The 22,652-nt window shown below is 66.8% G+C and carries 25 protein-coding genes and 1 pseudogene; 14 read left to right on the plus strand and 12 right to left on the minus strand.

Annotated features, from left to right (window positions below; translation table 11 throughout):
• Positions 1-17 precede the first annotated feature (17 nt).
• Positions 18-1,160 carry a tRNA 2-thiouridine(34) synthase MnmA gene (mnmA, locus tag ATE59_RS11090; RefSeq protein WP_040589047.1) on the minus strand — a complete coding sequence of 381 codons (1,143 nt, stop codon included), beginning with the start codon at positions 1,158-1,160 and terminating at the stop codon, positions 18-20.
• Positions 1,161-1,304: 144 nt separating this feature from the next.
• On the opposite strand from mnmA, the gene ATE59_RS11095 reads away from it, so the two are divergent.
• The 3 genes from ATE59_RS11095 (at position 1,305) to ATE59_RS11105 (ending at position 2,450) form a co-directional block, all read left to right on the plus strand.
• Entirely contained in the window at positions 1,305-1,688 is a 384-nt protein-coding gene (locus ATE59_RS11095) for a hypothetical protein (protein WP_003038783.1), read from the plus strand.
• 2 nt (positions 1,689-1,690) lie between these two features.
• Entirely contained in the window at positions 1,691-1,990 is a 300-nt protein-coding gene (sciP, locus tag ATE59_RS11100) for a CtrA inhibitor SciP (RefSeq protein WP_003038785.1), read from the plus strand.
• 184 nt (positions 1,991-2,174) lie between these two features.
• A complete protein-coding gene (locus ATE59_RS11105) occupies positions 2,175-2,450 on the plus strand; it encodes a hypothetical protein (RefSeq protein ID WP_003038787.1) in 276 nt (91 codons plus the stop codon).
• 240 nt (positions 2,451-2,690) lie between these two features.
• Here ATE59_RS11105 and ATE59_RS11110 read toward each other — a convergent pair whose 3' ends face one another.
• Positions 2,691-3,317: a GNAT family N-acetyltransferase gene (locus ATE59_RS11110; RefSeq protein WP_058812481.1), complete on the minus strand. Its 627-nt coding sequence runs from the start codon at positions 3,315-3,317 to the stop codon at positions 2,691-2,693.
• A 179-nt stretch (positions 3,318-3,496) separates the two neighbouring features.
• Between ATE59_RS11110 and ATE59_RS11115 the strand changes: the two genes are divergently transcribed.
• Positions 3,497-3,847 (plus strand): helix-turn-helix domain-containing protein, encoded by a 351-nt coding sequence (locus ATE59_RS11115; RefSeq protein ID WP_003038791.1) that lies wholly within the window; start codon positions 3,497-3,499, stop codon positions 3,845-3,847.
• 9 nt (positions 3,848-3,856) lie between these two features.
• Here the strand turns inward: ATE59_RS11115 and lepA are convergent, their stop codons facing one another.
• The 3 genes from lepA to ATE59_RS11135 form a co-directional block, all read right to left on the minus strand.
• Positions 3,857-5,680 carry a translation elongation factor 4 gene (gene lepA / locus ATE59_RS11120; RefSeq protein WP_058812482.1) on the minus strand — a complete coding sequence of 608 codons (1,824 nt, stop codon included), beginning with the start codon at positions 5,678-5,680 and terminating at the stop codon, positions 3,857-3,859.
• A gap of 374 nt (positions 5,681-6,054) precedes the next feature.
• On the minus strand, positions 6,055-6,981 hold the full coding sequence (locus ATE59_RS11130; protein WP_058812484.1) for a hypothetical protein: 927 nt from the start codon (positions 6,979-6,981) through the stop codon (positions 6,055-6,057).
• 45 nt (positions 6,982-7,026) lie between these two features.
• Positions 7,027-8,250, minus strand: coding sequence for a TIGR04063 family PEP-CTERM/XrtA system glycosyltransferase (locus ATE59_RS11135; protein ID WP_058812564.1), 1,224 nt, complete (start codon positions 8,248-8,250; stop codon positions 7,027-7,029).
• Positions 8,251-8,354: 104 nt separating this feature from the next.
• Between ATE59_RS11135 and ATE59_RS11140 the strand changes: the two genes are divergently transcribed.
• The 9 genes from ATE59_RS11140 to ATE59_RS11180 all read left to right on the plus strand — a co-directional run bounded on the left by ATE59_RS11140 (position 8,355) and on the right by ATE59_RS11180 (position 16,014).
• Positions 8,355-8,540 carry a hypothetical protein gene (locus ATE59_RS11140; RefSeq protein WP_003038799.1) on the plus strand — a complete coding sequence of 62 codons (186 nt, stop codon included), beginning with the start codon at positions 8,355-8,357 and terminating at the stop codon, positions 8,538-8,540.
• Positions 8,533-9,891 (plus strand): putative O-glycosylation ligase, exosortase A system-associated, encoded by a 1,359-nt coding sequence (locus ATE59_RS11145; protein WP_058812485.1) that lies wholly within the window; start codon positions 8,533-8,535, stop codon positions 9,889-9,891. The genes ATE59_RS11140 and ATE59_RS11145 overlap by 8 nt, the downstream gene beginning before the upstream one ends.
• Positions 9,888-11,015 (plus strand): acyltransferase family protein, encoded by a 1,128-nt coding sequence (locus ATE59_RS11150; protein ID WP_058812486.1) that lies wholly within the window; start codon positions 9,888-9,890, stop codon positions 11,013-11,015. Before ATE59_RS11145 ends, ATE59_RS11150 begins: the two co-directional genes overlap by 4 nt.
• Before the next feature lie 58 nt (positions 11,016-11,073).
• A complete protein-coding gene (locus ATE59_RS11155; RefSeq protein WP_058812487.1) occupies positions 11,074-12,096 on the plus strand; it encodes a DNA topoisomerase IB in 1,023 nt (340 codons plus the stop codon).
• A 33-nt stretch (positions 12,097-12,129) separates the two neighbouring features.
• Positions 12,130-13,281, plus strand: coding sequence for a mechanosensitive ion channel family protein (locus tag ATE59_RS11160; RefSeq protein ID WP_058812565.1), 1,152 nt, complete (start codon positions 12,130-12,132; stop codon positions 13,279-13,281).
• Between the two features lie 95 nt (positions 13,282-13,376).
• A complete protein-coding gene (locus ATE59_RS11165) occupies positions 13,377-13,835 on the plus strand; it encodes a MaoC family dehydratase (RefSeq protein ID WP_082657397.1) in 459 nt (152 codons plus the stop codon).
• 70 nt (positions 13,836-13,905) lie between these two features.
• A complete protein-coding gene (locus ATE59_RS11170; RefSeq protein ID WP_003038814.1) occupies positions 13,906-15,087 on the plus strand; it encodes an acetyl-CoA C-acyltransferase in 1,182 nt (393 codons plus the stop codon).
• A 1-nt stretch (position 15,088) separates the two neighbouring features.
• Positions 15,089-15,673, plus strand: coding sequence for a carboxymuconolactone decarboxylase family protein (locus tag ATE59_RS11175; RefSeq protein WP_058812488.1), 585 nt, complete (start codon positions 15,089-15,091; stop codon positions 15,671-15,673).
• Positions 15,674-15,723: 50 nt separating this feature from the next.
• Positions 15,724-16,014: a putative quinol monooxygenase gene (locus tag ATE59_RS11180; RefSeq protein WP_003038820.1), complete on the plus strand. Its 291-nt coding sequence runs from the start codon at positions 15,724-15,726 to the stop codon at positions 16,012-16,014.
• A gap of 17 nt (positions 16,015-16,031) precedes the next feature.
• Here the strand turns inward: ATE59_RS11180 and ATE59_RS11185 are convergent, their stop codons facing one another.
• From ATE59_RS11185 to argH, 7 genes are all read right to left on the minus strand, one after another.
• Positions 16,032-16,931, minus strand: coding sequence for a transposase (locus ATE59_RS11185; protein ID WP_156416777.1), 900 nt, complete (start codon positions 16,929-16,931; stop codon positions 16,032-16,034).
• Positions 16,897-17,895, minus strand: coding sequence for a HEAT repeat domain-containing protein (locus tag ATE59_RS11190; protein WP_058812489.1), 999 nt, complete (start codon positions 17,893-17,895; stop codon positions 16,897-16,899). The genes ATE59_RS11185 and ATE59_RS11190 overlap by 35 nt, the downstream gene beginning before the upstream one ends.
• 50 nt (positions 17,896-17,945) lie before the next feature.
• Positions 17,946-18,092, minus strand: coding sequence for a hypothetical protein (locus ATE59_RS18010; RefSeq protein ID WP_162928309.1), 147 nt, complete (start codon positions 18,090-18,092; stop codon positions 17,946-17,948).
• A 74-nt stretch (positions 18,093-18,166) separates the two neighbouring features.
• The gene (locus ATE59_RS11195; RefSeq protein WP_058812490.1) at positions 18,167-18,943 is read right to left on the minus strand and encodes a precorrin-2 dehydrogenase/sirohydrochlorin ferrochelatase family protein; all 777 of its coding nucleotides are present in this window, start codon (positions 18,941-18,943) and stop codon (positions 18,167-18,169) included.
• 153 nt (positions 18,944-19,096) lie between these two features.
• Entirely contained in the window at positions 19,097-20,356 is a 1,260-nt protein-coding gene (gene lysA, locus ATE59_RS11200; RefSeq protein ID WP_003038827.1) for a diaminopimelate decarboxylase, read from the minus strand.
• A 16-nt stretch (positions 20,357-20,372) separates the two neighbouring features.
• Complete coding sequence (locus tag ATE59_RS11205; RefSeq protein ID WP_003038829.1) at positions 20,373-20,633, minus strand: hypothetical protein; 261 nt, start codon at positions 20,631-20,633, stop codon at positions 20,373-20,375.
• 3 nt (positions 20,634-20,636) lie between these two features.
• On the minus strand, positions 20,637-22,034 hold the full coding sequence (gene argH, locus ATE59_RS11210; protein ID WP_231737298.1) for an argininosuccinate lyase: 1,398 nt from the start codon (positions 22,032-22,034) through the stop codon (positions 20,637-20,639).
• Here argH and ATE59_RS11215 point away from each other — a divergent pair.
• Positions 22,006-22,536, plus strand: a pseudogene (locus ATE59_RS11215) (TlpA family protein disulfide reductase); the annotation flags it as partial. The gene argH and the pseudogene ATE59_RS11215 overlap by 29 nt on opposite strands.
• Positions 22,537-22,652 lie beyond the last annotated feature (116 nt).

Genomic DNA, 22,652 nt, shown 5'->3' on the forward strand with positions numbered 1-22,652 from the left:
GGGAATGAAAGTGCAATCTATTCCGTCGGCTCGGCCGCGAAGCTTTCCTCTATCCAGCCGCCGCCGAGTACGCGCGTGGGTTCGGCTGCATCATAGAGCACCGCCGCCTGGCCGGGCGCAACGCCATATTCGGGCGCGGCGAAGAGCAGTCGGTCGCCGTCCATCTGCGCCGGCACGGGCTTCGCCATGCTACGCACCTTAGCCAGAACCGGGCGACGATCGACCTCGGCAAGCCAGTTCGCTTCGCCGATCCGCGCACCCGCGACGGCCAGCGCGCGGCGCGGCCCCACGATGACGCGCTTCGCCGCTGCATCGAGGCGTATGACATAGAGCGGCTCGGCCTGCCCGCCGATGTCGATGCCGCGGCGCTGACCGACCGTATAATGGATAAGTCCCTTGTGTGCGCCCAGCACCGTGCCGTCGACATGCACGATCTCACCGCGATCTTCCGCCTCCGGACGCAGCTTGCGCACCAGCGTCGCATAGTCGCCGTCGGGGACGAAACAAATGTCCTGGCTGTCGGGTTTGCCCGCAACGCCAAGGCCGAGATCGCGGGCGATTTCGCGCACCACGCTCTTTTCGAGCCCGCCGAGCGGGAAACGAAGAAAGTCGAGTTGCTCCTGCGTGGTCGCAAAGAGGAAATAGCTCTGATCGCGGGCCGGATCGACCGCCCGGTGCAGCTCGGCACCGGCCGGCCCCATCATGCGGCGCACATAATGGCCGGTCGCGAGGCAATCGGCGCCCAGATCGCGCGCGAGCTGGAAAAGATCGGTGAATTTCACACCCATGTTGCAGCGGACGCACGGGATCGGCGTCCGGCCCGCGAGATATTCGTCGGCGAACTGGTCGATCACCGTATCGCGAAAGCGGCTTTCATGGTCGTGGACATAATGGGCGAAGCCAAGCCGGTCGGCGACCGCGCGCGCATCGCGTATATCCTGCCCCGCGCAGCAAGCGCCGACGCGCTTGGCCTTCGCGCCATGGTCGTAAAGTTGCAGCGTCACGCCGATCACCTCGGCGCCCGACCGTGCGGCAAGCGCGGCGACGACGCTCGAATCGACTCCGCCCGACATCGCGACCACGATTCGCCGATCCTTTAACGGACCGGCAAGCTGGAAGTCGGCCTGGGCGAGGCCCGCGGGTGAAATTACGGTTGCCATGATGCCCGCCATCTAGGGAGCGATCAGGCAAAAAGCCAGCTTTTCCGCGGCGAGTGTCAAGATATTGACGGGGGTTAAGCTTCGCTAACAAGCGATGAAATGGGCATTTACTGGACCTTAGGCCGCACGCGCTAGACAGGCAGCATGAACTTGCTTCCCTCCGACCTTCCGCATCCGGCCGATGCGACGAGCCTGTCGAAGCCCGGCTTCGACATATTGCTCGCCGTGTCGCGGGCGCGGCAGGCGGCGCTTCCGACGGTTCGCTTGCTGCGTGAGCGCGAGATCGGCGAATCGCATGCCGCAGCGGTCGGCGCGGTGCGCGAAATGCTGGGCGGCGGGGTGCAGGCACTGGATGACGAGGTGGTTCGCCCCGCGCGCTTCTTCGACTTGTCGGACGAAGCGAACGGGCTGCCCGAAACTGTGAACGGCGCGTTTACCAGAGGGTTTCAGCCGATGTTGAACCCCTCTTCTATAAAAGCACGGACGTCGGCTTTGCCGATCCCCCACGACGAAGATTTTATGGAATGAGCATGATCGAGAATCAGAAAATCCGGCCCGCCCAGGTCATCGGCCCCCTCGGGGAACCGCTGACGCTGGACAGTCTGCCGCCTGCGAACACCACGCGCTGGGTCGTTCGCCGCAAGGCGGAAGTGGTCGCAGCCGTCAATGGCGGCCTGTTGACCGTGGACGAAGCGTGTGAGCGCTATTCGCTGACGCTCGAGGAGTTTGCCGGCTGGCAGCGATCGATCGACCGCAGCGGCATGCCGGGCCTGCGCGTTACGCGTATCCAGCACTACCGCGATCTGTACGAGCGCCAGCAGCGCTTCTGATCGCATCGCGCGCGATACACGATGAAGGGGGCGCCTGCGGGCGCCCCTTTTTTTGCGTCGGAGCGGGACAGGAGCGGCGTGAAAACAAAAAATAGCATTGCGAAAGCATAGGCTTGCAAATTTTGTTGCAACCGATGCCAGCGGCGCGGCGTTGCCCCCCCTGTAACAAGGGAGAACTGTTATAATGCGCAAGATTGCTCTTACCCTCACCGCCGCTTCGGCCCTCGCGCTCGGCGCTTGCCAGAGCCCCGCCGCCGACAGTGTCGAGGATCAGGCCGAATCGCGGGCCGACGCCATCGATGCTCAGGCCGACACCATGCCCGATGGCGCCGCCAAGGAAGCCATGGAGAACAAGGCCGACCGCGTCGAAGAAATGGGCGAGGAAAAGGCCAACGCCATGGACGACAATGGCGAGGTCGCACCGTCGGAAACCGGCGTTGGCGACACGCAGAAGAAGTAAGACTGTCCCCGACCTGCGCCCCCCGCGGGTCACGGACAGCCTGGAAAGGGCGCCAGCGCATGCCGCTGGCGCCCTTTCGCTTGTTCGTGATCTAAAAAATTCGCCCCTGTGACGTCGGTCACGGTGACGTCATGGCAGCGCCGTTAGAGCGATGTGCGTGGGACACGGGGGCTCCGACACCCGCGTTCTTCACCTTCCCGCCGCCGGTCGCGACCCCCGGCGGCGGGGAGGACCACCGGCCTATCCGGCACCGAGCTGCTTCAGCACATCCTGAACCCCGCGTGCGCCCGCGTCGCTGCGCAGCGCCTCCAGCGCCGCCGCGACGTCGATCACATATTCCGCAACGCCGCGCGATTCCTCCTTGCGTGTGCCGCCCATCGCCTTGATCAGTCCCAGTGCGGCGTGATTTTCGGACAGGATGTTCACGTCGAGCGTCGTCAGCCCTTCGGCGAGACAATCGACGAGCAGTGCCGCGGTCATCATCCGGGCAAGTCCCTGGCCGTGGAAGGCGTCAAGGATCGCGATCGAATATTCGCCGACGCGCATCTCGTCCCCACCGGCGCCTGCCTTGTGCCGCACGGCATGAACCGCACCGATCGCCGGTTCGCCCTCGCATTCGGTGCAAATCGCGCCCCAGGCGATATGGTCGTGGCCGTCGACGTCGACCAGCCGCTCGATCACCGCATCGGGCATGGCCGGCGCGGGCGAAAAGAAGCGCAGATAGCGCGATTCGGCTGAGAGTTTCTGGATTCCGGCGCGGAGCAGGCCCGCATCGTCGGGCCGGATCGTCCGCAGGCACACCGCGGTTCCGTCGTTCAGCGCGCTGTGCACGACGATGTCGTCGATCGGCCTTGCGGGAGCGTGCACGCTTCGTCCTTTCCCGGCTGTCGTCGTTGCCCGCAAGCTATCGCCGCCCGGGCCGAAAGACAATCGCTGCGGCCCGAAGTGCGCAGCCCCTTATTTTTGCGTGAAAAGTTGAAAGTAGCCCGCCGCGCGCTTTGATATTCGGAACGGCCAAAAAACGAAATGGCCGGGTCGTGCAGATAATGGATTTCAATACCCTCGATTCCGCCGGGGGCGCCGCCTTTCCCGAAACGCTCGGCGGGCGGCTGGTGCGGTTGCGCAAGGCGCGGCAGCTGACGCAGCGGGATATTGCCCGCCAGCTTGGCGTTGCGGTGACGTCGGTCTGCTATTGGGAGCAGGACCGGTCGCGCCCCAAGCCGGCGCGGCTGCGCCGGCTCGCCGATGTGCTCGGCACCCCGCTTGCAGATCTGAACGGCCTCGGCGGTCCGCCTCAGTCGGCACATCTCGGCGAGCTGGTCGCGCAGGCGCGCCGCGAGATCGCCGAGGCCGCCGGCACGACACCGGCGAAGGTCAAGATCATCATCGAGATGTAGCGCGCGCCGTCAGGCGTCGTCGCCCATCCGCAGCGCCGCGATGAACGCCTCCTGCGGGATGTTGACGTTGCCATATTCGCGCATCCGCTTCTTGCCCTCCTTCTGCTTTTCGAGGAGCTTTTTCTTGCGGGTCGCGTCGCCGCCATAGCATTTGGCGGTCACATCCTTGCGCAGCGCCGCGATGGTTTCGCGCGCGATCACCTTGCCGCCGATCGCCGCCTGGATCGGGATCTTGAACATGTGGCGCGGGATCAGATCCTTGAGCCGCTCGCACATCCCGCGTCCGCGCGCCTCGGCGCTGCCGCGGTGGACGATCATCGACAGCGCATCGACCGGCTCGTTGTTGACGAGGATGCTCATCTTGACGAGATCGCCGGGGCGGTGACCGATCTGGTGATAGTCGAACGAGGCATAGCCGCGCGAAATGCTCTTCAGCCGGTCGTAGAAATCGAACACCACTTCGTTGAGCGGCAATTCATAGGTGATCTGTGCGCGGCCGCCGACATAGGTCAGATTCTTCTGGATGCCGCGGCGGTCCTGACAGAGTTTGAGGATCGAACCCAGATATTCGTCGGGGACATAGATAACCGCCTCGATCCACGGCTCCTCTATCTCCTCGATCCGGTTCGGATCGGGCATGTCGGCCGGATTGTGTAGCTCCATCTCGGTCGGGCCGCCTTCCTTCGACCGGGTGAGCTTGAGCTTGTAGACCACCGACGGCGCGGTGGTGATGAGGTCGAGGTCATATTCGCGGGTCAGCCGCTCCTGAATGATCTCGAGGTGCAGAAGACCCAGAAAGCCGCAGCGGAAGCCGAAGCCCAACGCGGCGCTCGTCTCCATTTCGAAACTGAACGACGCATCGTTGAGCCGCAGCTTCTGGATGCTTTCGCGCAGTTTCTCGAAATCATTGGCATCGGTCGGGAAGAGGCCGCAGAAGACGACCGGCTGAACTTCCTTGAACCCCGGCAGCGGCGCCGCGGCGGGCCTTTTGGCGTCGGTGACCGTATCGCCGACACGCGCCTGCGCAACGTCCTTGATCTGTGCGGTGATGAAACCGATCTCGCCCGGACCGATCTCGACAAGGTCGGTCCGCTTCGGGGTGAAACAGCCGACGCGGTCGATCAGGTGCGTGGTCCCCGCCTGCATGAACTTGATCTGCTGCCCCTTTTTCAGCACCCCGTCGACGACGCGAACCAGGATCACGACGCCGAGATAGGGGTCGTACCAGCTGTCGACGAGCATCGCGACGAGCGGCGCCGCGGCGTCGCCCTTCGGCGGCGGAATCCTGGCGACGATGGCTTCGAGCGTTTCCTCGATGCCGATCCCCGACTTGGCGCTGGCCAGAACCGCATCGTCGGCAGGCAGGCCGATGATATCCTCGATCTCCGCCTTCACCTTGTCGGTGTCGGCGGCGGGCAGGTCGATCTTGTTGATGACCGGCACGATTTCATGGTCATGCTCGATCGACTGATAGACATTGGCGAGCGTCTGCGCCTCGACCCCCTGCGCCGCGTCGACGACGAGCAGCGCGCCCTCGCACGCCGCCAGGCTGCGCGAGACTTCATAGGCGAAGTCGACGTGGCCGGGCGTGTCCATCAGATTGAGCTGATAGGTTTCGCCGTCGTGCGCCTTGTACGTCAGGCGAACGGTCTGCGCCTTGATCGTGATCCCGCGCTCTTTCTCGATGTCCATATTGTCGAGAACCTGCGCGGACATTTCGCGCTCGGTCAGCCCACCGGTGAACTGGATCAGCCGGTCGGCGAGCGTCGACTTGCCATGGTCGATATGCGCGATGATCGAGAAATTACGGATATGCGAGAGAGGAGTCGTCATCGCGCGCCGTTAGCAGGGGAATTGCGCGCTGTCAGCACCGCCGCGCAGCCGCGCACGGCAACCGGCGCGAAAGGCGCAGAAAAGCGTGTAACTTCACGCGCGATTGCAGCATTTGCGGCGTCCCGAAGGCGCCGCAGGACCGGGCGATGCCCGCGGCGCGGTGCCATTCGAAAAATGGCGGAAAACTGCGCAACTTCACGCGCGATTGCACCGGGCCGGTTGTTGCGGAGCGGACACGCTGCGGCAGCGCGCCGGGCGCAAAGTGGCCGCCGCCGCGAGGGTCGCGCAGGAAGGGATGGCACGGAAGGCATGCGGCGAGGCTGGCATGCCGGAACAATGTAGGAAAGCGATTTCAGGCCGCCGGGTGCGGCGGTTCAGCCCGTCGTGCCGCGGTTCAGGCGATGCAAAGTGCTGAGCGCGGCTTCGAGCGCGAAGTCGATTTCTTCGTCGGCATCTTCGTTGGCGGCGACATCGGGCACCGGGACTGCGGCAGTCGCTGTCCTGGTTTCGCGGCGCCGGGCGAGCCCTGCCTCGAAGCGCGCAACCATCGCGCCGAGCGATTTGTCGGCGGGATCGGGCATCGCCGGTCCGGCAACCTTCGCGGGCTGAAGCCAGGGTTCGTCACCGGGCGTTTCAACCTCGACGGGCGCAAGATCGGCGAGGATCAGTTCATCCCCTTCGTCCGGCGCAGCGTCGGCTGCGCGCGGCGTATAGGGTGCCACGGCCGCTTCGACGATCTCGACAGCGTCCGCATCCTCGACGACATCGGCACCGGCGAGCGCGTCGGGTTCATATTCGGGAAGATAGTCCGCCGCGACCTCGGGCGCCGCATCGACCGGCCCCAGCCCCTGTTCGGGAAGGTCGCGTCCGGCGCGCAGCGGCGCGCGCGGCAGATCGTCGGGATGGAGGTCGGCGCGGCGGCGCACCGGAATATCATCGTCGACAGCCTCCTGGCGGCGGCGCAGGCGGCGCCCGAGCGCGGCGAGGCCCGACGCCTCGGGCTCGGCGATCAGAAGCGCGACAAAGGCCGCAACCAGCGCGGCGACAAGCGCCATGCCGAGCGCCAGCGCGAGACGGGCGCCATTGCCGACCGGCGGCACGAACAGGTCCGACAGACGGTCGAGATAGAGGTTCCAGCCAATGCCGAACACCCACGCCATCGGCATGACCGCGGCGAAGAGGAAGGTCAGCGCCGCGGCGCCGATGACCGCCGGCATCGCCGGGCGGAGCGCGCGCATCCAGGCGGCGGCGCGGGCCTTGCGATGCGAAACCTTGTCGGAGCCGTCGGCGCTATCGTCCATATCGTCCAAATCCGTCGCTCCCGCAGAGGAGCCTGTCCTATAACATCAAGCCGCGAGCGATGCAGCGCCGCGGCGCAACAATCTCTGGTAAACGGGCTCGTAACGCAAAATGTTTGACGACCAGTTACGATCGGCCTCGACGAACGCCCGCGCGGTCCGGCGGCGTTCGTCCCAGATGTCGCGATCGCGCAGTAGCCCGGCAAGCGCCGCGGCGATTGCCGGTGGATCGTCGGGCGCGAACAGCGTGCCCGTGACACCGTCGGCGATCAGTTCACGGTGGCCGCCGACATCGGATGCGGCGACGAGCTTGCCCTGCGCCATCGCTTCGAGCGGCTTCAGCGGCGTGACGAGATCGGTAAGCCGCATTTTCTTGCGCGGATAGGCCAGGATGTCGATCAGCGAATAATAGCGCTCGACCGCCTGATGCGGCACCCGGCCGACGAACAGGATGCGGTCGGCGACGGGCGACGCCGCCGCCTGGGCCTTGAGCGCCGCCTCCATCGGCCCGCCGCCGACGAGCAGCAGCCGCGCGCCGGGTTCGGCAGCGACGAGCGCGGGCATCGCGGCGATCAGATCGTCGATCCCCTCATAATCATAGAAGCTGCCGATGAAGCCGATCACGGCTTCGCCCGGCATGAGGCCGAGATCGACGGCGAGCGCATCGTCGCGCGGCGGCGGGTCGCCGAACAGGTCAAGGTCGACGCCGTTGGGCGACACGACGATCTTGGCGGGATCCACCCCGCGCGCGATCAGGTCGCCGCGCAGTCCTTCGCAGATCACCGCGACAGCATCGGCGGCGCGGACGGCATGACTTTCGAGCTGACGGGTCAGAAAATAGCGCGCGCTGCCCTCGCGGCCCGTGCCGTTGCCGACCGCAGCATCCTCCCAGAAGGCGCGAATTTCGTAGATCACCGGAATTCCGAGCCGTTTGCCGACGCGCAGCGCCGCGAGCCCGTCGAGAACGGGCGAGTGCGCGTGGAGCAGATCGGGGCGCCATTCGTCGACCAGCGCCGCGACACGGTCCGCCAGCGCGCCGATTTCGCGCCATTCGCGCCACGGCGAGCGCGCGGGCGCGATCGGCGGCGTGCGATAGAAAGTCAGCCCGTCGACGGTTTCGACGGGCGGTCCGGGGTCGGGATGGCGGACCCCCGTCACCCCGGCAACCGCCCATCCCTTCGCCGCCTGCGCCTTCATCAGCGCCCGGGTGCGAAAGGTGTAGCCGCTGTGCGCCGGCAGGCTATGGTCAAGGACGTGCAGGATCCGGGTCATCGGCCAAGCCTTTGCCATACAAGCCTTAACGCCGCGTCAACCCCGATCGGGTAAAGCCGCCGAAACGGGCCCACGGGCCGCAGGGGAAGCCAGGTGCGCCGCCGATGATCGACAATTTTGCGATTGCCCTGACGCATGTGCTGATGGCGATCGCCCTCTGGCGCCTGCTGCACCGCGACGACCTTGACCGCGAGGTCGGCCCGCGCATGCTGTGGCAGCAACAGCGCGACGCCGAACGCATGGCGGCGATGGCGGCCGAGGCCGCGGAGGATCGCCGATCCGATGCGTGACCTTGCCTTCGTCGCCTTTCTGTTCTCCTTCATCGGGGTCGGCTTTCGCAAGCCGTTCCTGTTCGTGCTGTGCTTTTGCTACATCGACATCGTCGCGCCGCAGCGGCTCAGCTATTTCCTGATCAATTCGATTCCGATCTCGCTGATCGTCTTCATCCTTGCGATCATCGGCTGGCTCGCCTTCGACGACAAGCGTGACACCCGCTGGTCGGGGCGGCAGACGTTGATGCTAATCCTGCTCTTTTATTGCTGGATGACGACGATGGGCGCCGACTTTCCGGTCGAGGCGCTCGATAAATGGGGATGGGTGTGGAAGGCGCTCGTCTGGGCGATCTTCCTGCCGCTGACGCTGCGCACGAAGCTGCGCATCGAATCGCTGCTGCTCTTCATGCTGCTGTCGGCCGCGACGATCGCGATCGCCGGCGGGATCAAGACCGCCGCGGGCGGCGGCGGCTATGGCGAATTGCAACTGCTGCTGTCCGAAAATTACGGCCTGTACGAAGGCAGCACCATGTCGACGGTCGCGGTGTCGATCATCCCCGCGATCCTGTGGTTCCGCCGCCACGGCACCGTCTTTCCGCCCGACTGGCGCGTTTCGCTCTTCTGCTTCGCGCTCTGCTTCGCCTGCATGCTGCTGCCGGTGGGAACGCAGGCGCGCACCGGGCTGATCTGCCTGGGCGTGCTGGCGCTGCTGTCGCTGCGCGCAGTCAAGCACCGGCTGCTGTATATCATGGGGGCGGTGCTGCTCGTCGCCGCGGCGATCCCCTTCCTGCCGCAAAGCTATACGCAGCGCATGGAAACGCTGCAGGATTATCGCACCGACCAGTCGGCATCGACGCGCGTCGCGGTGTGGGCGTGGACGTGGGACTATGCGAAGGACCATCCGTTCGGCGGCGGGTTCGAGGCCTATATGCAGAACCGTCTGCGCGTCGAAACTACCGGGTCGAACGCCGATGCGGGTCGTCCCGGCGCGGGCGATCCGGTGATCCATGACGAACAATCGCGCGCCTATCATTCGGCCTATTTCGAAATGCTGGGCGAACAGGGCTATCCCGGCACGCTGCTGTGGCTGCTGCTCCACATCACCGGCATCGTCCAGATGGAGCGGGTGCGCCGCCGTTACCTCAAGACACGCCGCGCCGAGGAGCAATGGATCGCACCGCTCGCGACCGCGCTCCAGCACGGCCATATCGTCTATATGGTCGGGTCGCTGTTCGTCGGTATCGCGTTCCAGCCCTTCATCTACATGATGCTGGCGCTCGAAATCGGGCTGTCGACCTATTGCCGCCGCCGCGAGCAGGAATCGGGACGCAACTGGATGCGGCCGCGCGCGCAGGGATTTGCCGCATGATCGCGGTGCAAAAGCCCCGCATGCTGCCGACGTTGACCGGGGTGCGCGGCTTTGCCGCGCTCGCGGTGCTGTTCTACCATATCCGGGGCGGCATGGCGGGCTATCTGCCCGGCGCGGTCATCGACGGTTTCGCGCACGGCTATCTTGCGGTCGATCTCTTCTTCGTCCTGTCGGGCTTCGTGCTGTGGTGGAATTACGGCCCGGCGTTCGTTGCCGAGGGGACGCGCGCCGCGCCGCGCTTTCTGGTCCGCCGCATCGCGCGCATCTTTCCGCTGCATCTCGCGATCTTGGCGGCGATGGCGCTGTTCGCGCTCGCGCTGCTCGCCAGCGGGCGCGATCCGGGGCCGCATTACGGCTTTGCCGCGCTGCCCGCGCACGCGCTGCTGGTCCAGAATTGGGGCTTCACCGCCGATCTGCGCTGGAACGACCCGGCCTGGTCGATCTCGACCGAATGGGCGGCCTATCTGCTGCTCGCCGCGACGGGCGGCTGGGCGGCGCGCTTGCCCGCTGGGCGGTGGAGCTTTCCGCTGTTCGCGCTGCTGCTCGCGGCGGCTCTCGGCGGCTGGTTCGCCGCGACGGGGCGCGCGGGGATCGGCGACGATATCGCGGCGACCGGCCTCGTCCGCTGCCTCGCCGAATTCTTCATCGGGGTGGCGCTCTGCCAGTGGTGGACGACGCAGCGCGCGCGCGCCGACGGGAGCCGGGTCATATATGTGACGGCGGCGATCTTCGCGCTGCTCGCGGCGCTGATCCTGTTCGCCGGCCTGCCCCAGCCTGCCGCGATCCCGCTGGCGATGGCGGCGGTCGTCATCATCGCGCTCCAGGCGTCGCTCGCGCCGCGCCCGCTGCTGTCGGGGCGGCTCGCCCAGTGGCTCGGCGACATCAGCTATGCTGTCTATCTGTCGCACTTCTTCCTGTGGATCCTGTTCAAGCTGGTCCTTGTCGATGATCCGGCGATGGTCGCGCCGGCCAAGGTCGCCGCTTTCGTGGCGCTGACACTCGCCGTCTCGCATCTGCTCCACCGCTGGCTGGAAGTCCCGGCGCGGCGCATCGTCCAGCGCGGCGGCGACGCTCTCTTGTCGCGGCTGGCGGCCGGGCAGCAAGCGCAAACCCGCCAGGGCTGACGCCCGCCCGTTGCGCCGGCGGAGGGAACCATCGCCCGGCCGGGACGCTTAACAAGGCATGCCGTCGCCGCGTGCCGCCCCCCGCCTGATCCATGTCGACGACAGCCTGCCCGGCATCCGCCGCGAACGGACCGCATCGGGCTGGCGCTATCGCGACGCCGCGGGCAAGGCGATCCGCGACCGCGCCGAAATCGAGCGCCTCAACGCGATCGCCCTGCCCCCCGCCTATGAGGATGCCTGGTTCTGCCCCGCCGCGAACGGCCATATCCTTGCGACCGGCTACGACGCGCGCGGGCGCAAGCAATATCGCTATCACCCCGATTTCCGCGCCGCGCGCGAAGCCGACAAATATGATCGCTGCGCCGCCTTCGGCCAAGCGCTGCCGCTGCTCCGTGCGCGGCTGGAAAGCGATTTGCGCCGCCGATCGCTGTGCGCGGACCGCGTCGTCGCGGCGGTCGTCCGCCTGCTCGACCTCGCCGCGCTGCGCGTCGGCAACGAACAATATGTCGCCGCGAACAAGAGCTTCGGCGCGACGACGCTGCGCCGGCGTCACGCGCGACTGGAGGGGCAGCGCCTCCGGCTCCGCTACCGTGCCAAGGGCGGCGCGCGGCGCGAGGTGACGATCAGCGACCGCAGCCTGGCGACCCTGGTGCGCCGGTTGCAGGACCTGCCCGGCCAGCATCTTTTCCAATATGAGGATGCGGACGGCCCATGCGCGGTGGGCTCCGACGAGGTCAACGCCTATATCCGCGAGGCGATGGGCGCCGATTTCAGCGCCAAGCATTTCCGCACCTGGTGGGCGAGCGTCGAGGCATTCGCCTGTCTGTACGACGCCACCGAACCGCCCTCGCTCAAGGCGATGCTGACGCGCGTCGCCGACCGGCTCGGCAACACGCCCGCGGTCGCACGGCGCGCCTATGTCCACCCCGCCATGATCGCCGCCGCGCAAGATCGCGGCGATTTCGCCACGGCCGCGGGGCGCCTGCCGCGCGCGACCAAATATCTTTCGCGTTACGAACGCGGATTTTTGACCTATCTGGAGCGCGCGCCCGATGCCGGCGCGCTGCTCCGTTCCGCCTGACCGACCGACCAGACCAAGAGGACCGACGTGACTTTGCCTTTCCTTGCCACCGCGACCGCCAACCCCGCCGCGCAGATCCGCGCCTGGTGGACCAGCAGCGTCGCATGGGTCGATACGCACTGGTTGCAGATCGGCATCGCGATCGGCGCAGGGCTCGTCATCTATTTCGCGCTGTCGCTGATCCGCGGCTTCGCGCTCAAGAAAGCGCAGTCGGCGCCGGGGCAATTCACGCTGACCGACATTGTCGGGCGGGTGATCCACAAGACCAAGTCGCTGGTGCTGGCGATCGTCGCGATCCGGCTGGTCGCGGCGTCGGCCAACCCGCCCCTTGTCGTCCTGCAGATCATCCAGTTCGTCTTCACCGTCGCGGTGGTGCTGCAGGTGGCGATCTGGGCGCGCGAAATCGTCCTCGGGCTGATCCAGCGCCGCGCCGCGGAGGGGCATAACGAGACGCTGGTCAACGCGATGGGTATCATCCGCCTGCTCATCAGCATCGCGCTGTTCGCGGTCGCGGCGATCGTCATCCTCGACAATATGGGGGTCAATGTCACCGGCCTGATCGCCGGCCTGGGCATTGGCGGCATCGCGATCGGCCTTGCCGCGCAGGGCATTTTTTCCGACCTGTTCGCGTCGCTGTCGATCATCTTCGACCGCCCGTTCCGCGTCGGCGAAGCGATCAAATATGACAATAGCGTCGCCACCGTCGAGCGCATCGGGCTCAAAAGCACGCATCTACGGTCGGTCAACGGCGAGCTGCTGGTGATTTCCAACACCAATTTGCTGTCGAAGGAAATCACCAACTATGCCCATCTCGAACGCCGCCGCGTCCAGTTCGCGATCGGTGTCATCTATCAGACCACGCCCGCGATGCTGCGCGCGCTGCCCGACCTGCTGAAGGCGCAGGTCGAGGCCGAGGGGCATGAGTTCGTCCGGTCGAGTTTCATCGGCTTCGGCGCCTCCAGCCTCGACTTCGAGCTGGTCGCCGACATTCCGAGCGCCGACTATAACGAGGTCATCGCGGCCCGCACCGCGATCGGCATCCGCGTCTTCGAAGAGATGACCAACGCCGGCTACGACTTCGCCTATCCGACGCAGACGACCTTCACCGCGGCGCCCGACGGGACGATGATTCTCCCCTATGCCGAAAGCGTCACGATGAAGACGCCGAAGCCCGCCCAGTCCTGACGCTACGGCGCCGTAGCGCAAAGCCCTAGGCCCTTGTGCTACCCCGCCCCGCGGGCCTAGAACGCGCCCCTCGACAGACATAGAGGGGATAAAGGATGAGCGCGATGACGCCGCAGGAAATGAAGGAACTGGTCGGCAAGCCGCTCGGCACGTCGGAATGGGTGCTGGTCGATCAGGAGATGATCAACAAGTTCGCCGACGCGACCGGCGATCATCAGTTCATCCATATCAACGAAGAAAAGGCGAAGCTGACGCCCTTCGGCGGTACCATTGCGCACGGCTTTCTGACCCTCTCGCTTTTCCCCATGCTGATGGCCAAATCCGACTGCCCGCGCCCCGCGGGCGTCAAGATGGGCGTCAACTATGGCGGCAACAAAGTGCGCTTCCTTGCCCCCGTGCGCTCGGGCAAGCGCGTGCGCGGCCATTTCAAGCTGCTCGAGCTCGACGAAAAGCGTCCGGGCCAGTGGCAGCAGACGCTGGAATTCACGGTCGAGATCGAGGGCGAGGAAAAGCCCGCGCTGATGGCCGAATGGATCAGCCAGTTCTTCGTCTGACATATAAACCGGCATTCCGGCCGAACCTCCCCCGAAAAGACAACCGGAACCAAGCAGAAGGAAGTTTATCATGCGTGACGCCGTCATCGTTTCCACCGCCCGCACCCCGCTGACCAAGGCGGCGCGCGGATCGTTCAACAACACGACCTCGCCGACGCTGGGCGCCTATTCGGTCGCCGCCGCGGTCGAGCGCGCCGGGGTTGAAGGGGGCGAGATCGACGACGTCCTGTTCGGCGCCGCGATGCAGCAGGGATCGCAGACGATGAACGTCGCGCGCCTGATCGGCCTGCGCGCCGGCCTCCCCGTCACCGTTCCCGGCATGTCGATCGACCGCCAGTGCTCGTCGGGCCTGATGACGATCGCGACCGCCGCGAAGCAGATCATCGTCGACCGCCAGGACATCTGCGTCGCCGGGGGCGTCGAAAGCATCTCGAAGGTCAGCGGCAGCGGCAAGACCTTCTTCGAGGCCGACCAGGAACTGCTGGCGATGCACAAGGACATCTACATGCCGATGATCGGCACGGCAGAAGTCGTTGCAAAGCGTTACAACATCAGCCGTGAAGCGCAGGATGAATATTCGCTCCAGTCGCAGCAGCGCACCGCCGCGGCCCAGGCCGCCGGCAAGTTCGACGACGAAATCGTCCCCTGCAAGGCGACGATGGCGGTGGTGAACAAGGAAACGAAGGAAGTCACCTTCAAGGACGTCGTCGCCGACAAGGACGAGTGCAACCGTCCCGACACCACGCTGGAAGGGCTGCAGAGCCTGAAGCCGGTGATGGGCGAAGGCCACACGATCACGGCGGGCAACGCCAGCCAGCTTTCGGACGGATCGTCGGCCTGTGTCGTCATGGAGGCCAAGGTCGCTGAAAAGCGCGGGCTTCAGCCGCTGGGCCGCTATGTCGGCATGGCCGTTGCCGGCACCGAGCCCGACGAAATGGGCATCGGCCCCGTTTTCGCCATCCCGAAGCTGCTCGAACGCTTCGAGCTCAAGATGGACGACATCGGCCTTTGGGAACTCAACGAAGCCTTTGCCGTGCAGGTGCTCTATTGCCGCGACAAGCTCGGCATTCCGAACGACCTGCTCAATGTCAACGGCGGTTCGATCTCGATCGGCCACCCCTTCGGCATGACCGGCGCGCGCTGCGTCGGCCACGCGCTGCTCGAAGGCAAGCGCCGCGGCGTCAAATATGCCGTCGTCACCATGTGCATCGGTGGCGGCCAGGGCGCAGCAGGCCTGTTCGAGGTCTTCTGATTTGCGTCTGAATGCTCCGCGCATCGAGCCGGTCGATTTGGACCGGCTCGATGCCGACCAGCGCGCAGCGCTTGAACCCTTTCTTGCCTCCGATGGCGGCAAGGTGGGCGGCGGCAGGATTCTCAACATCTTCCGCACGCTGGCGCAGGCGCCCAAGGCGCTGACCGCGTTCCTCGGCTGGGGCAATTATATCCTGTCGAAGCGCAATGCGCTTGCCCCGCGGGATCGCGAGCTCGTTATCCTGCGCACCGGCTATAATTGCCGGTCGGGCTATGAATGGACGCAGCACAAGCGCATCGGGCTCGACTGCGGCCTGACCGAAGACGAGATCGAGCGGATCAAGGCCGGACCCGACGCGGCGGGCTGGAGCGACATCGACCGCGCGATGCTGCGTGCGACCGACGAGCTGACCGCGGACCATTTCGTTGCCGACGCGACCTGGGCGGCGCTGGCGCCGCTCGGCGACAAGGGGCGCATGGATCTGGTGATGACCGTCGGCCAGTACACGCAGGTTTCGATGATGCTCAACAGCTTCGGCATCCAGGTCGAAGCGGGCTGGGACGTCGATCCCGACCTGCGCGCCTGACCATTGGAGCCCGGCCATTTGAGCCTGACTATTTTCTGGGGAGAGACGATATGAGTGGAATCGGCGTTATCGCCACGCTGCGCGTGCAGCCGGGCAAGGAAGCGGAATTCGAAGCCGTGTTTGCGGAGCTGGCCCCCGCGGTGCGCGCGAACGAGCCGGGCAACAGCTTTTACAAGCTGTTCCGCACCGCCGAAGCCGGCGTTTACAAGGTGCTCGAATGCTATGACGACGAGGCCGCGGTCGCCGCACACCGCGCGTCGGACCATTTCCGCACCCTCGGCGCGAAACTCGGCCCCTGCCTTGCCGGGGCGCCCGAAATCGAGAGCCTGCCGGGGGTTTGAGGGCCTAATCTGCGGGCCTAAAGCGTCAGCCATCGTTCGCAATCGTCCCTGACCCGCGCATCGGCGTCGCGCAGGCCGCGTTCGAGCGCCGCCGTTCGTCCCGTCCCGTCTGCGACGGCGGCGAGCGCGGCGATGGCGCTGGCGCGCACCCGCGGCACCGGATGGCTGACCGCCATATGGTCGGCGATGTCGCGGGCGTTGTCGGTCAGATGCACCGCGCAGCGGAGCAGCGCTTCGGTGGGTGTAAGCGTCGGCCGGCTGGCGATCGTGCCCCACCGCGCGGCGTCGGTGCCTAGATCGACCAGATATTGGTCGCGCCACGGGACTTGCTCGCCCTCGTCCATGATGTTGAGGCTGACCGAAAGCCGTTCGGGCGGAAGCTGGCTGTGGACGTCGCGGTGGGCGCGGTAGAGGAGCATCCGCCCCTCGCCCAAGCTGCTGCGTTCGACGAAGCGCAGGTTCAGCGGCTCGCCGCGGCGGCCATCGACCGCCTCGGCGTCATAATCATAATAATCGCTGACATAGCCCGGACCCCAATAGCCGGCGGTGAGAAAGTGGAAATTATGGTCGTGCGGCACGCCATAGGAGAAGGCGCGCGCGCCGCTGGTGCGATAGGCCTCGTCGCTTGCCGAGGGCCAGATGTTGGCGCGCAGGAAGTGGCCGCGGCGGCTGCGGTGGAGCAGGACCACCTGCGCCGAATAGCGGTTCGCCGCGAGTTGGCCCGCGTGCGCCGCCTTGAGGTCGGCGACGAGGCGGTCGGCGAGGAAATCGCGGTTGCGTGCAAGGCCGCCGAGCAGCGCGGCGCAGCGATCGACGCTGGCAGGATCGCCCAGATCAACGCCGCTTTCGTCGAGCCCCGCGGCGACCTCTTCGAGATCATATTCAGGCGTCGGCGGCGGGGCGATCGTCTGGGGCATGGGCATCCTGGGCGGCGCAGAGGGACGGGTAGAGCGCGAGCGAAGCGCTGGCGGCGGCGCGAACTTCGGGGTGCGGGTCGGCGGCGGCCATTGCGGCGAGCGGCGCGCGGGCGGCCGCCGGATCGAGCGCGACAAGCTGGCGCATCGCCGACCAGCGCGCGGCGAAATCGTCATCACGCGTCGCCTCGACAAAGAGCGGCGCGGCGTCGCGGCGGCCGAAGGCGCCGAGCAGCGCGAGCGCCATCTGCCGAAAACTGGCGTCGCTGCGGGCGCTGGCGACATGGACCAGCCGGCCGCTCGCAATGTCATAGGTTTGCACGGGGAGCGATGACGGCGGGTGGACCGCGAGGTCGAGCAGCAACAGGTCGCCGCTCGCACCGACGAGCGTTATCGCCTCGCGCGCGGTGTCGAGGCGCAGGATCATGTCTTTCGACAGCGGTTGCGGCGGATCGCTTTCGCAGCATCCCGCCCCCGCCGCGGTGAAGGCCGGCCGAGCAGCCGCGCCGACGATGCGGTGCCGACGCAGCCGGGCGCTGCCGCCCGCCAGGATACGGATCGCGGCAGCCCCGGCACGGAAGCTGGCGGTCACGGGATCGGCCGCGCCCGCAGTGAAAGGCTGAAGCAGCAGCGACAGGCGGATCGCGCCGCGCTCGGCGAGTACCAACCCGCAAGGCCCGTCGCCGCCGCCGACGAGGCGCAGCGGCGGCCGCGCGAAGGGATCGGCGGCGATCAGCGTCAGCGCCGCGGCGAGCCGCGCGCGGAGCCAGCCGATATCGGCGAGCCAGGGCAGCAGCGCGTCGATCGCGGCGGCAGGCGGCGCATCCGCGAGCGCGTCCATCGCGGCGATCAGGCCGCCGGGGCAGGTGTCTTCGGCGCGCCAGTCCTCCGCCAGAGCATCGGTGGCCTCGCGGGCTGCCTCGCAGCGTGCGGGGTCGTGGCGGGGGAAATGATCGTGGCGCGACATGGCGTGCGATCCGGGCCGACGCAGAGGCAGTGCTCCGCGTCGGCGCACGGTCAACCGCGCACGATGGTTGCAATGGTCACGGCGATGTCGAACACCGACCCGTCGGTCGTCGTGTCGGGACCGATCGTCGATCCGTACAGGCCGACCGCGGTGTCGAGCAGCGGCAGCGCGTCGATGGCAATGGGCGGAAATTCCATAATCCCTCCTGTCTGAAACGGCGGCGTCGATGCCGCCGGCGACAGGGCTAGGAAGGCGCCGGAGCGAAGCCCAATTAACTTCGCGTAATCGCCGGTGCGAGCCAGAGCGACAGGCCGGGTGGCGGATCGGCAGGCGGCGTTTCGGTAACGTGACGCACCGCATCGGCGCGCGCGCGAGCCAGGATCGCGGGCGGCGTCGCAGCGGGGTGGAAGATATGATCGGCCTCGCCCAGCAGGCGCGCGGCGCGCAGCGTCAGATCGTCGGGATCGTCGCTGGCGAGCGCGATCACCTCCAGCCGCGCGGGTGCCGCCACATGATCGGCGGCGAGCCAGGCAGCGACGGTCTGTTCGTCCGGCCCGGCAACCGGGTCGAGCGCGCCCCCGGGTGCCAGCGCGGTATCGATCGCGCGGCGGCGGTCGGCGGCGTCCGGCCAGCGCGCCTTCATCGCGCCGCGCGCGGCGAACAGCGCGGTCGCAAGATTGCCGAGGGTGGCGGGCAGCAACGCCTCGATCCGCTGGCGCACCGCCTTGGCGAGCCCGGCCGACGCACCGCCGGTGCCGACCGCGATCGTTACCGGCGCGCGGTCAACGATCGCGGGGGTGGTGAAATCGCAAAGATCGGGCCGATCGACGACATTGACGAGGAGGCCGCGCGCGCGCAACTCCGCCGCCGCCTCTTCGGCGCCCTCGTCCAGCGCAACAAAGGCAATCGCCGCGCCGTCTTCCCACTGCGGCACGATCCGCCCGCCGGCGCGCGCAATCAGCCGCGCCTTCGCATCGGCAGCCTCCCCCTCCCCGACCAGAACGACCGTGCGGCCGGCAAGGTTCAGGAAGAGAGGAAGCTGGTGCATCGGCAATATCCTTCAACCATTGCAAACCCTGTGCTCCCGCGAAGGCGGGAGCCCATCTCCGGCAAGTGCCAATTCCAAGCGGCAGGAGATGGATCCCCGCTTTCGCGGGGACACACATAATTTCGATGGAATTCTTGCCGAACGCAATCTTGTTCAGTCGATCCAGTCGGGGACGCGTTCGGCGGCCATGATCGTGCCGGCGGCGATACGGTCGGCAACGACAATATAGCGGTCGCCATCGACGAGCACTTCGGGAACCAGGCTGCGGCTGTTGTAGGTCGACGCCATCGTCGCGCCATAGGCGCCCGCGGTGCGGAAAACGGCGAGATCGCCCGCCGCAACCTTGTCGATCACGCGGTCGCGCGCGAAGGTGTCGCCGGTTTCGCACACCGGGCCGACGATCGAGGCGGTCATCGTCTCGCCGCTCGGGCGCACCGCCTGGAAATCGTGCCATGCGTCGTAGAGCGCCGGACGTGCCAGATCGTTCATCGCCGCATCGACGATGACGAAATCGCTCTGCGCCCCCGGCTTGACCCACAGCACTTCGGTGAGCAGCACGCCGGCGTTGCCCGCGATGACGCGCCCGGGTTCGAACATCAAGGTGACGTCCCAGTCGCGGGTGACGCGCGCGACCATCGCGCCATAATCGGCGGGGCTCGGCGGGTTGTCGCCCTCCTTGTAGGGAACCCCGAGCCCGCCGCCGAGGTCGACATGGGTGATGTCGTGCCCCGCAGCGCGCAAATCGGCGATCAGCCGCCCGACGCGGACGAACGCCGCCTCCAGCGGGTCGAGGCTGGTGAGCTGGCTGCCGATGTGGAGCGCAATGCCGCGCAGCTTGAGGCCAGGCAGCCGCGCGAGCCGGTCGAAAATTTCGGGCGCAACGTCGATGCCGACGCCGAACTTGTTTTCGGCCTTGCCGGTCGAAATCTTGGCGTGGGTGCCCGCATCGACATCGGGATTGACGCGCAGCACCGCCTGCGCGGTCATTTCCTTCCGCGCTGCGATCTCTGCGAGCGCGACGCCTTCGGGTTCATGTTCGATATTGAACTGGCCGATGCCGCGGTCGAGACCGAGCGCCAGCTCGGCGCGCGTCTTTCCGACGCCCGAAAAGACGATGTCTTCGGGCGCCATCCCCGACGCGATCGCGCGTTCGAGCTCGCCGCCCGACACGACGTCGGCGCCATAGCCCTGCCGCGCGAGGACACGCAGCACGCCGAGGTTGGGGTTGCACTTGATCGCGAAGGCAATGTGCTTGCGCGGAATATCGGCGAGCGCGTCGCGAAACACCTGCGCATGGCGTTCGAGCGTCGCGCGCGAATAGACATAGACGGGGGTGCCGATTTCCTCGGCAATGCGCGGCAGGGGGATGTCTTCGGCGTAGAGAACGCCGTCACGATAAGCAAAATGATCCATGGAAAAGGTCCTGAACTCAGCCCGGAGGCGGCAAGTCGAAATCGTCGGGTTCGCGCTTTTCGGATCGTTTAAGAAGGTCGTCGCTGCGCGCGGGCCGGGCCTGCGCGTCAGGCGTCGTGAGCTCCTCCGTGGTCGGCTGGCGCTGTGCCCCGATGGGCAGCGCGGGCGGGGCCGAACCCGCCACCGGCTTCAGATCTTCCTTCTTGCCGCACGCGCCAAGCGTCACGAGCGCAGCGCCCGAAGCGGCCAGCAAAATCGTCGTGCGGATCTTTGCCATCACCTAAATCTCCAGCGCCGCGCGCGCCGCGGCAACGGCCTGCCTTACCCGTTCGGGCGCGGTGCCGCCATAGCTCATGCGGCTGGCGACCGACGCCTCGACCGTCAGCGCCGCGAGCGCGGCGGGCGTGACCGCGGCATGGATCGCCGCCGCTTCGTCCGCCGGAAGCGCCGACAATTCAACGCCAAGCTCTTCCGATCGTTTCACGCAGGCACCAACGATATGGTGCGCCTCGCGGAACGGCACCCCCGCCTCGCGCGCCAGCCAGTCGGCCAGATCGGTCGCAGTCGAAAAGCCCGATGCGGCGAGCGCGCGCATCCGGTCGGTGCGAAAGGCCAGCGTATCGACCATGCCGGTCATCGCGGCAAGCGACAGCGCGAGCGCGTCGAAGGCACCGAACACCGTTTCCTTGTCGTCCTGCAAATCCTTCGAATAGGTGAGCGGCAGCCCCTTCACGATCACTGAAAGCCGCTGGAACGCACCGAGCAGCAGGCCGGCGCGGCCACGCACCAGTTCGGCGGCATCGGGATTGCGCTTTTGCGGCATGATCGAGCTGCCCGTCGACCAGGCGTCGGGCAGGCTGACGAAACCGAAGGGCTGGCTGGCCCAGATCACGATCTCTTCGGCAAGGCGCGAGAGGTGAATCGCGGCAATCGAGGCGGCGGCGCAAAATTCGAGCGCGAAATCGCGGTCCGATACGGCGTCGATGCTGTTCGCCATCGGCCGGTCGAAACCGAGCGCCGCTGCGGTCGCAGCGCGGTCGAGCGGGAAGCTGGTGCCCGCCAGCGCCGCGGCGCCGAGCGGCGATTCGTTGAGCCGCGCGCGCGCGTCGGCGAAGCGGCCGCGATCGCGGGCGAACATCTCGACATAGGCGAGCAGATGGTGGCCGAGCGTCACCGGCTGCGCGACCTGCAGATGCGTGAAACCGGGCATGATGCTGCCCGCATGTTCGTCGGCGCGCGCGAGCAGGGCACCCTGAAGCGCCTTCAGCCCGGCATCGATACGGTCGCACGCGGTGCGCACCCAGAGGCGAAAATCGGTCGCGACCTGATCGTTGCGCGAGCGCGCGGTGTGAAGCCGCCCGGCCGCTTCGCCGACCAGTTCCTTGAGGCGCGATTCGACCGTCATGTGAATATCTTCGAGCGCGAGATCGACCGGCACACCGTTCGCGGCGAACTCTTCGGCGATCTGCGCCAGCCCGCGATCGATGGTTGCCGCGTCGGCGGCGGCGATGATCCCCTGCGCGCCGAGCATCGCGGCATGCGCACGGCTGGCGGCGATATCCTCTTCCCACAAGCGTTTGTCGACGGGGATCGAGGCGTTTATCTCTTGCATGATCGCCGCAGGTCCGCCACCGAAGCGGCCGCCCCACATGCTGTTGCTATCGGGAGTATTCGCCATCCGCCGCGTTCCAAATCTTCGTCTTGCCGTGCTGGCCCTGCTGATCGCCGGTTCCGTCGCGGGGTGCGATAGGCAAAAGGAGGCCTCGGAGCAAGCAGGTGCAGGGCAAGCAAATATTTCGCCCGGCGAAGCGGCGCATGGCCGCGACCCCGCCACCTTTCAGCATGTCGTCGAGCGCGGCAACGCCGGCAAAGCCGGGCCGGCCGCCGCCTTTCGCGGCCCCGACGACGTCCCGGTGACCGTCGCGTCGTTTCGCGGCAAGCCGCTGCTGGTCAATCTGTGGGCGACCTGGTGTGCGCCCTGCGTCGCCGAAATGCCGACGCTCGATGCGCTTGCCGCGCAAAAGGCAGGCAAGCTGACGGTCGTCGCGGTGGCGCAGGATCTGCAGGGTGCCGCGGTCGTCGATCCCTGGTTCCAGAAGGCGGGGCTGAAGGCGCTGCAACCCTATCTCGATCCGCAGAACACCTTGTTGGACGCAGCGAATACCGCGCTGCCGACGAGCATCCTCTACGATGCGAACGGGCGCGAACTGTGGCGCGTGGTCGGCGCCATCGACTGGCAGGGCGAGGAAGCGAAGGCGCTCCTGGCCGAAGGCGGGGTATAGAATGAAGACGGCGG

The sequence above is a fragment of the Sphingopyxis sp. A083 genome (genome assembly GCF_001468495.1).
Classification (GTDB): Bacteria; Pseudomonadota; Alphaproteobacteria; order Sphingomonadales; family Sphingomonadaceae; genus Sphingopyxis; species Sphingopyxis terrae.

Excerpts from the sequence above, each read along its gene's own strand:
- mnmA (WP_040589047.1), bottom strand. The coding sequence starts at position 1,160 with ATGGCAACCGTAATTTCACCCGCGGGCCTCGCCCAGGCCGACTTCCAG.
- ATE59_RS11095 (WP_003038783.1), top strand. The coding sequence starts at position 1,305 with ATGAACTTGCTTCCCTCCGACCTTCCGCATCCGGCCGATGCGACGAGC.
- sciP (WP_003038785.1), top strand. The coding sequence starts at position 1,691 with ATGATCGAGAATCAGAAAATCCGGCCCGCCCAGGTCATCGGCCCCCTC.
- ATE59_RS11105 (WP_003038787.1), top strand. The coding sequence starts at position 2,175 with ATGCGCAAGATTGCTCTTACCCTCACCGCCGCTTCGGCCCTCGCGCTC.
- ATE59_RS11115 (WP_003038791.1), top strand. The coding sequence starts at position 3,497 with ATGGATTTCAATACCCTCGATTCCGCCGGGGGCGCCGCCTTTCCCGAA.
- lepA (WP_058812482.1), bottom strand. The coding sequence starts at position 5,680 with ATGACGACTCCTCTCTCGCATATCCGTAATTTCTCGATCATCGCGCAT.
- ATE59_RS11130 (WP_058812484.1), bottom strand. The coding sequence starts at position 6,981 with ATGGACGATAGCGCCGACGGCTCCGACAAGGTTTCGCATCGCAAGGCC.
- ATE59_RS11135 (WP_058812564.1), bottom strand. The coding sequence starts at position 8,250 with ATGACCCGGATCCTGCACGTCCTTGACCATAGCCTGCCGGCGCACAGC.
- ATE59_RS11140 (WP_003038799.1), top strand. The coding sequence starts at position 8,355 with ATGATCGACAATTTTGCGATTGCCCTGACGCATGTGCTGATGGCGATC.
- ATE59_RS11145 (WP_058812485.1), top strand. The coding sequence starts at position 8,533 with ATGCGTGACCTTGCCTTCGTCGCCTTTCTGTTCTCCTTCATCGGGGTC.
- ATE59_RS11150 (WP_058812486.1), top strand. The coding sequence starts at position 9,888 with ATGATCGCGGTGCAAAAGCCCCGCATGCTGCCGACGTTGACCGGGGTG.
- ATE59_RS11155 (WP_058812487.1), top strand. The coding sequence starts at position 11,074 with ATGCCGTCGCCGCGTGCCGCCCCCCGCCTGATCCATGTCGACGACAGC.
- ATE59_RS11165 (WP_082657397.1), top strand. The coding sequence starts at position 13,377 with ATGAGCGCGATGACGCCGCAGGAAATGAAGGAACTGGTCGGCAAGCCG.
- ATE59_RS11170 (WP_003038814.1), top strand. The coding sequence starts at position 13,906 with ATGCGTGACGCCGTCATCGTTTCCACCGCCCGCACCCCGCTGACCAAG.
- ATE59_RS11180 (WP_003038820.1), top strand. The coding sequence starts at position 15,724 with ATGAGTGGAATCGGCGTTATCGCCACGCTGCGCGTGCAGCCGGGCAAG.
- ATE59_RS11185 (WP_156416777.1), bottom strand. The coding sequence starts at position 16,931 with ATGCCCCAGACGATCGCCCCGCCGCCGACGCCTGAATATGATCTCGAA.
- ATE59_RS11190 (WP_058812489.1), bottom strand. The coding sequence starts at position 17,895 with ATGTCGCGCCACGATCATTTCCCCCGCCACGACCCCGCACGCTGCGAG.
- ATE59_RS18010 (WP_162928309.1), bottom strand. The coding sequence starts at position 18,092 with ATGGAATTTCCGCCCATTGCCATCGACGCGCTGCCGCTGCTCGACACC.
- ATE59_RS11195 (WP_058812490.1), bottom strand. The coding sequence starts at position 18,943 with ATGCACCAGCTTCCTCTCTTCCTGAACCTTGCCGGCCGCACGGTCGTT.
- lysA (WP_003038827.1), bottom strand. The coding sequence starts at position 20,356 with ATGGATCATTTTGCTTATCGTGACGGCGTTCTCTACGCCGAAGACATC.
- ATE59_RS11205 (WP_003038829.1), bottom strand. The coding sequence starts at position 20,633 with ATGGCAAAGATCCGCACGACGATTTTGCTGGCCGCTTCGGGCGCTGCG.
- argH (WP_231737298.1), bottom strand. The coding sequence starts at position 22,034 with ATGGCGAATACTCCCGATAGCAACAGCATGTGGGGCGGCCGCTTCGGT.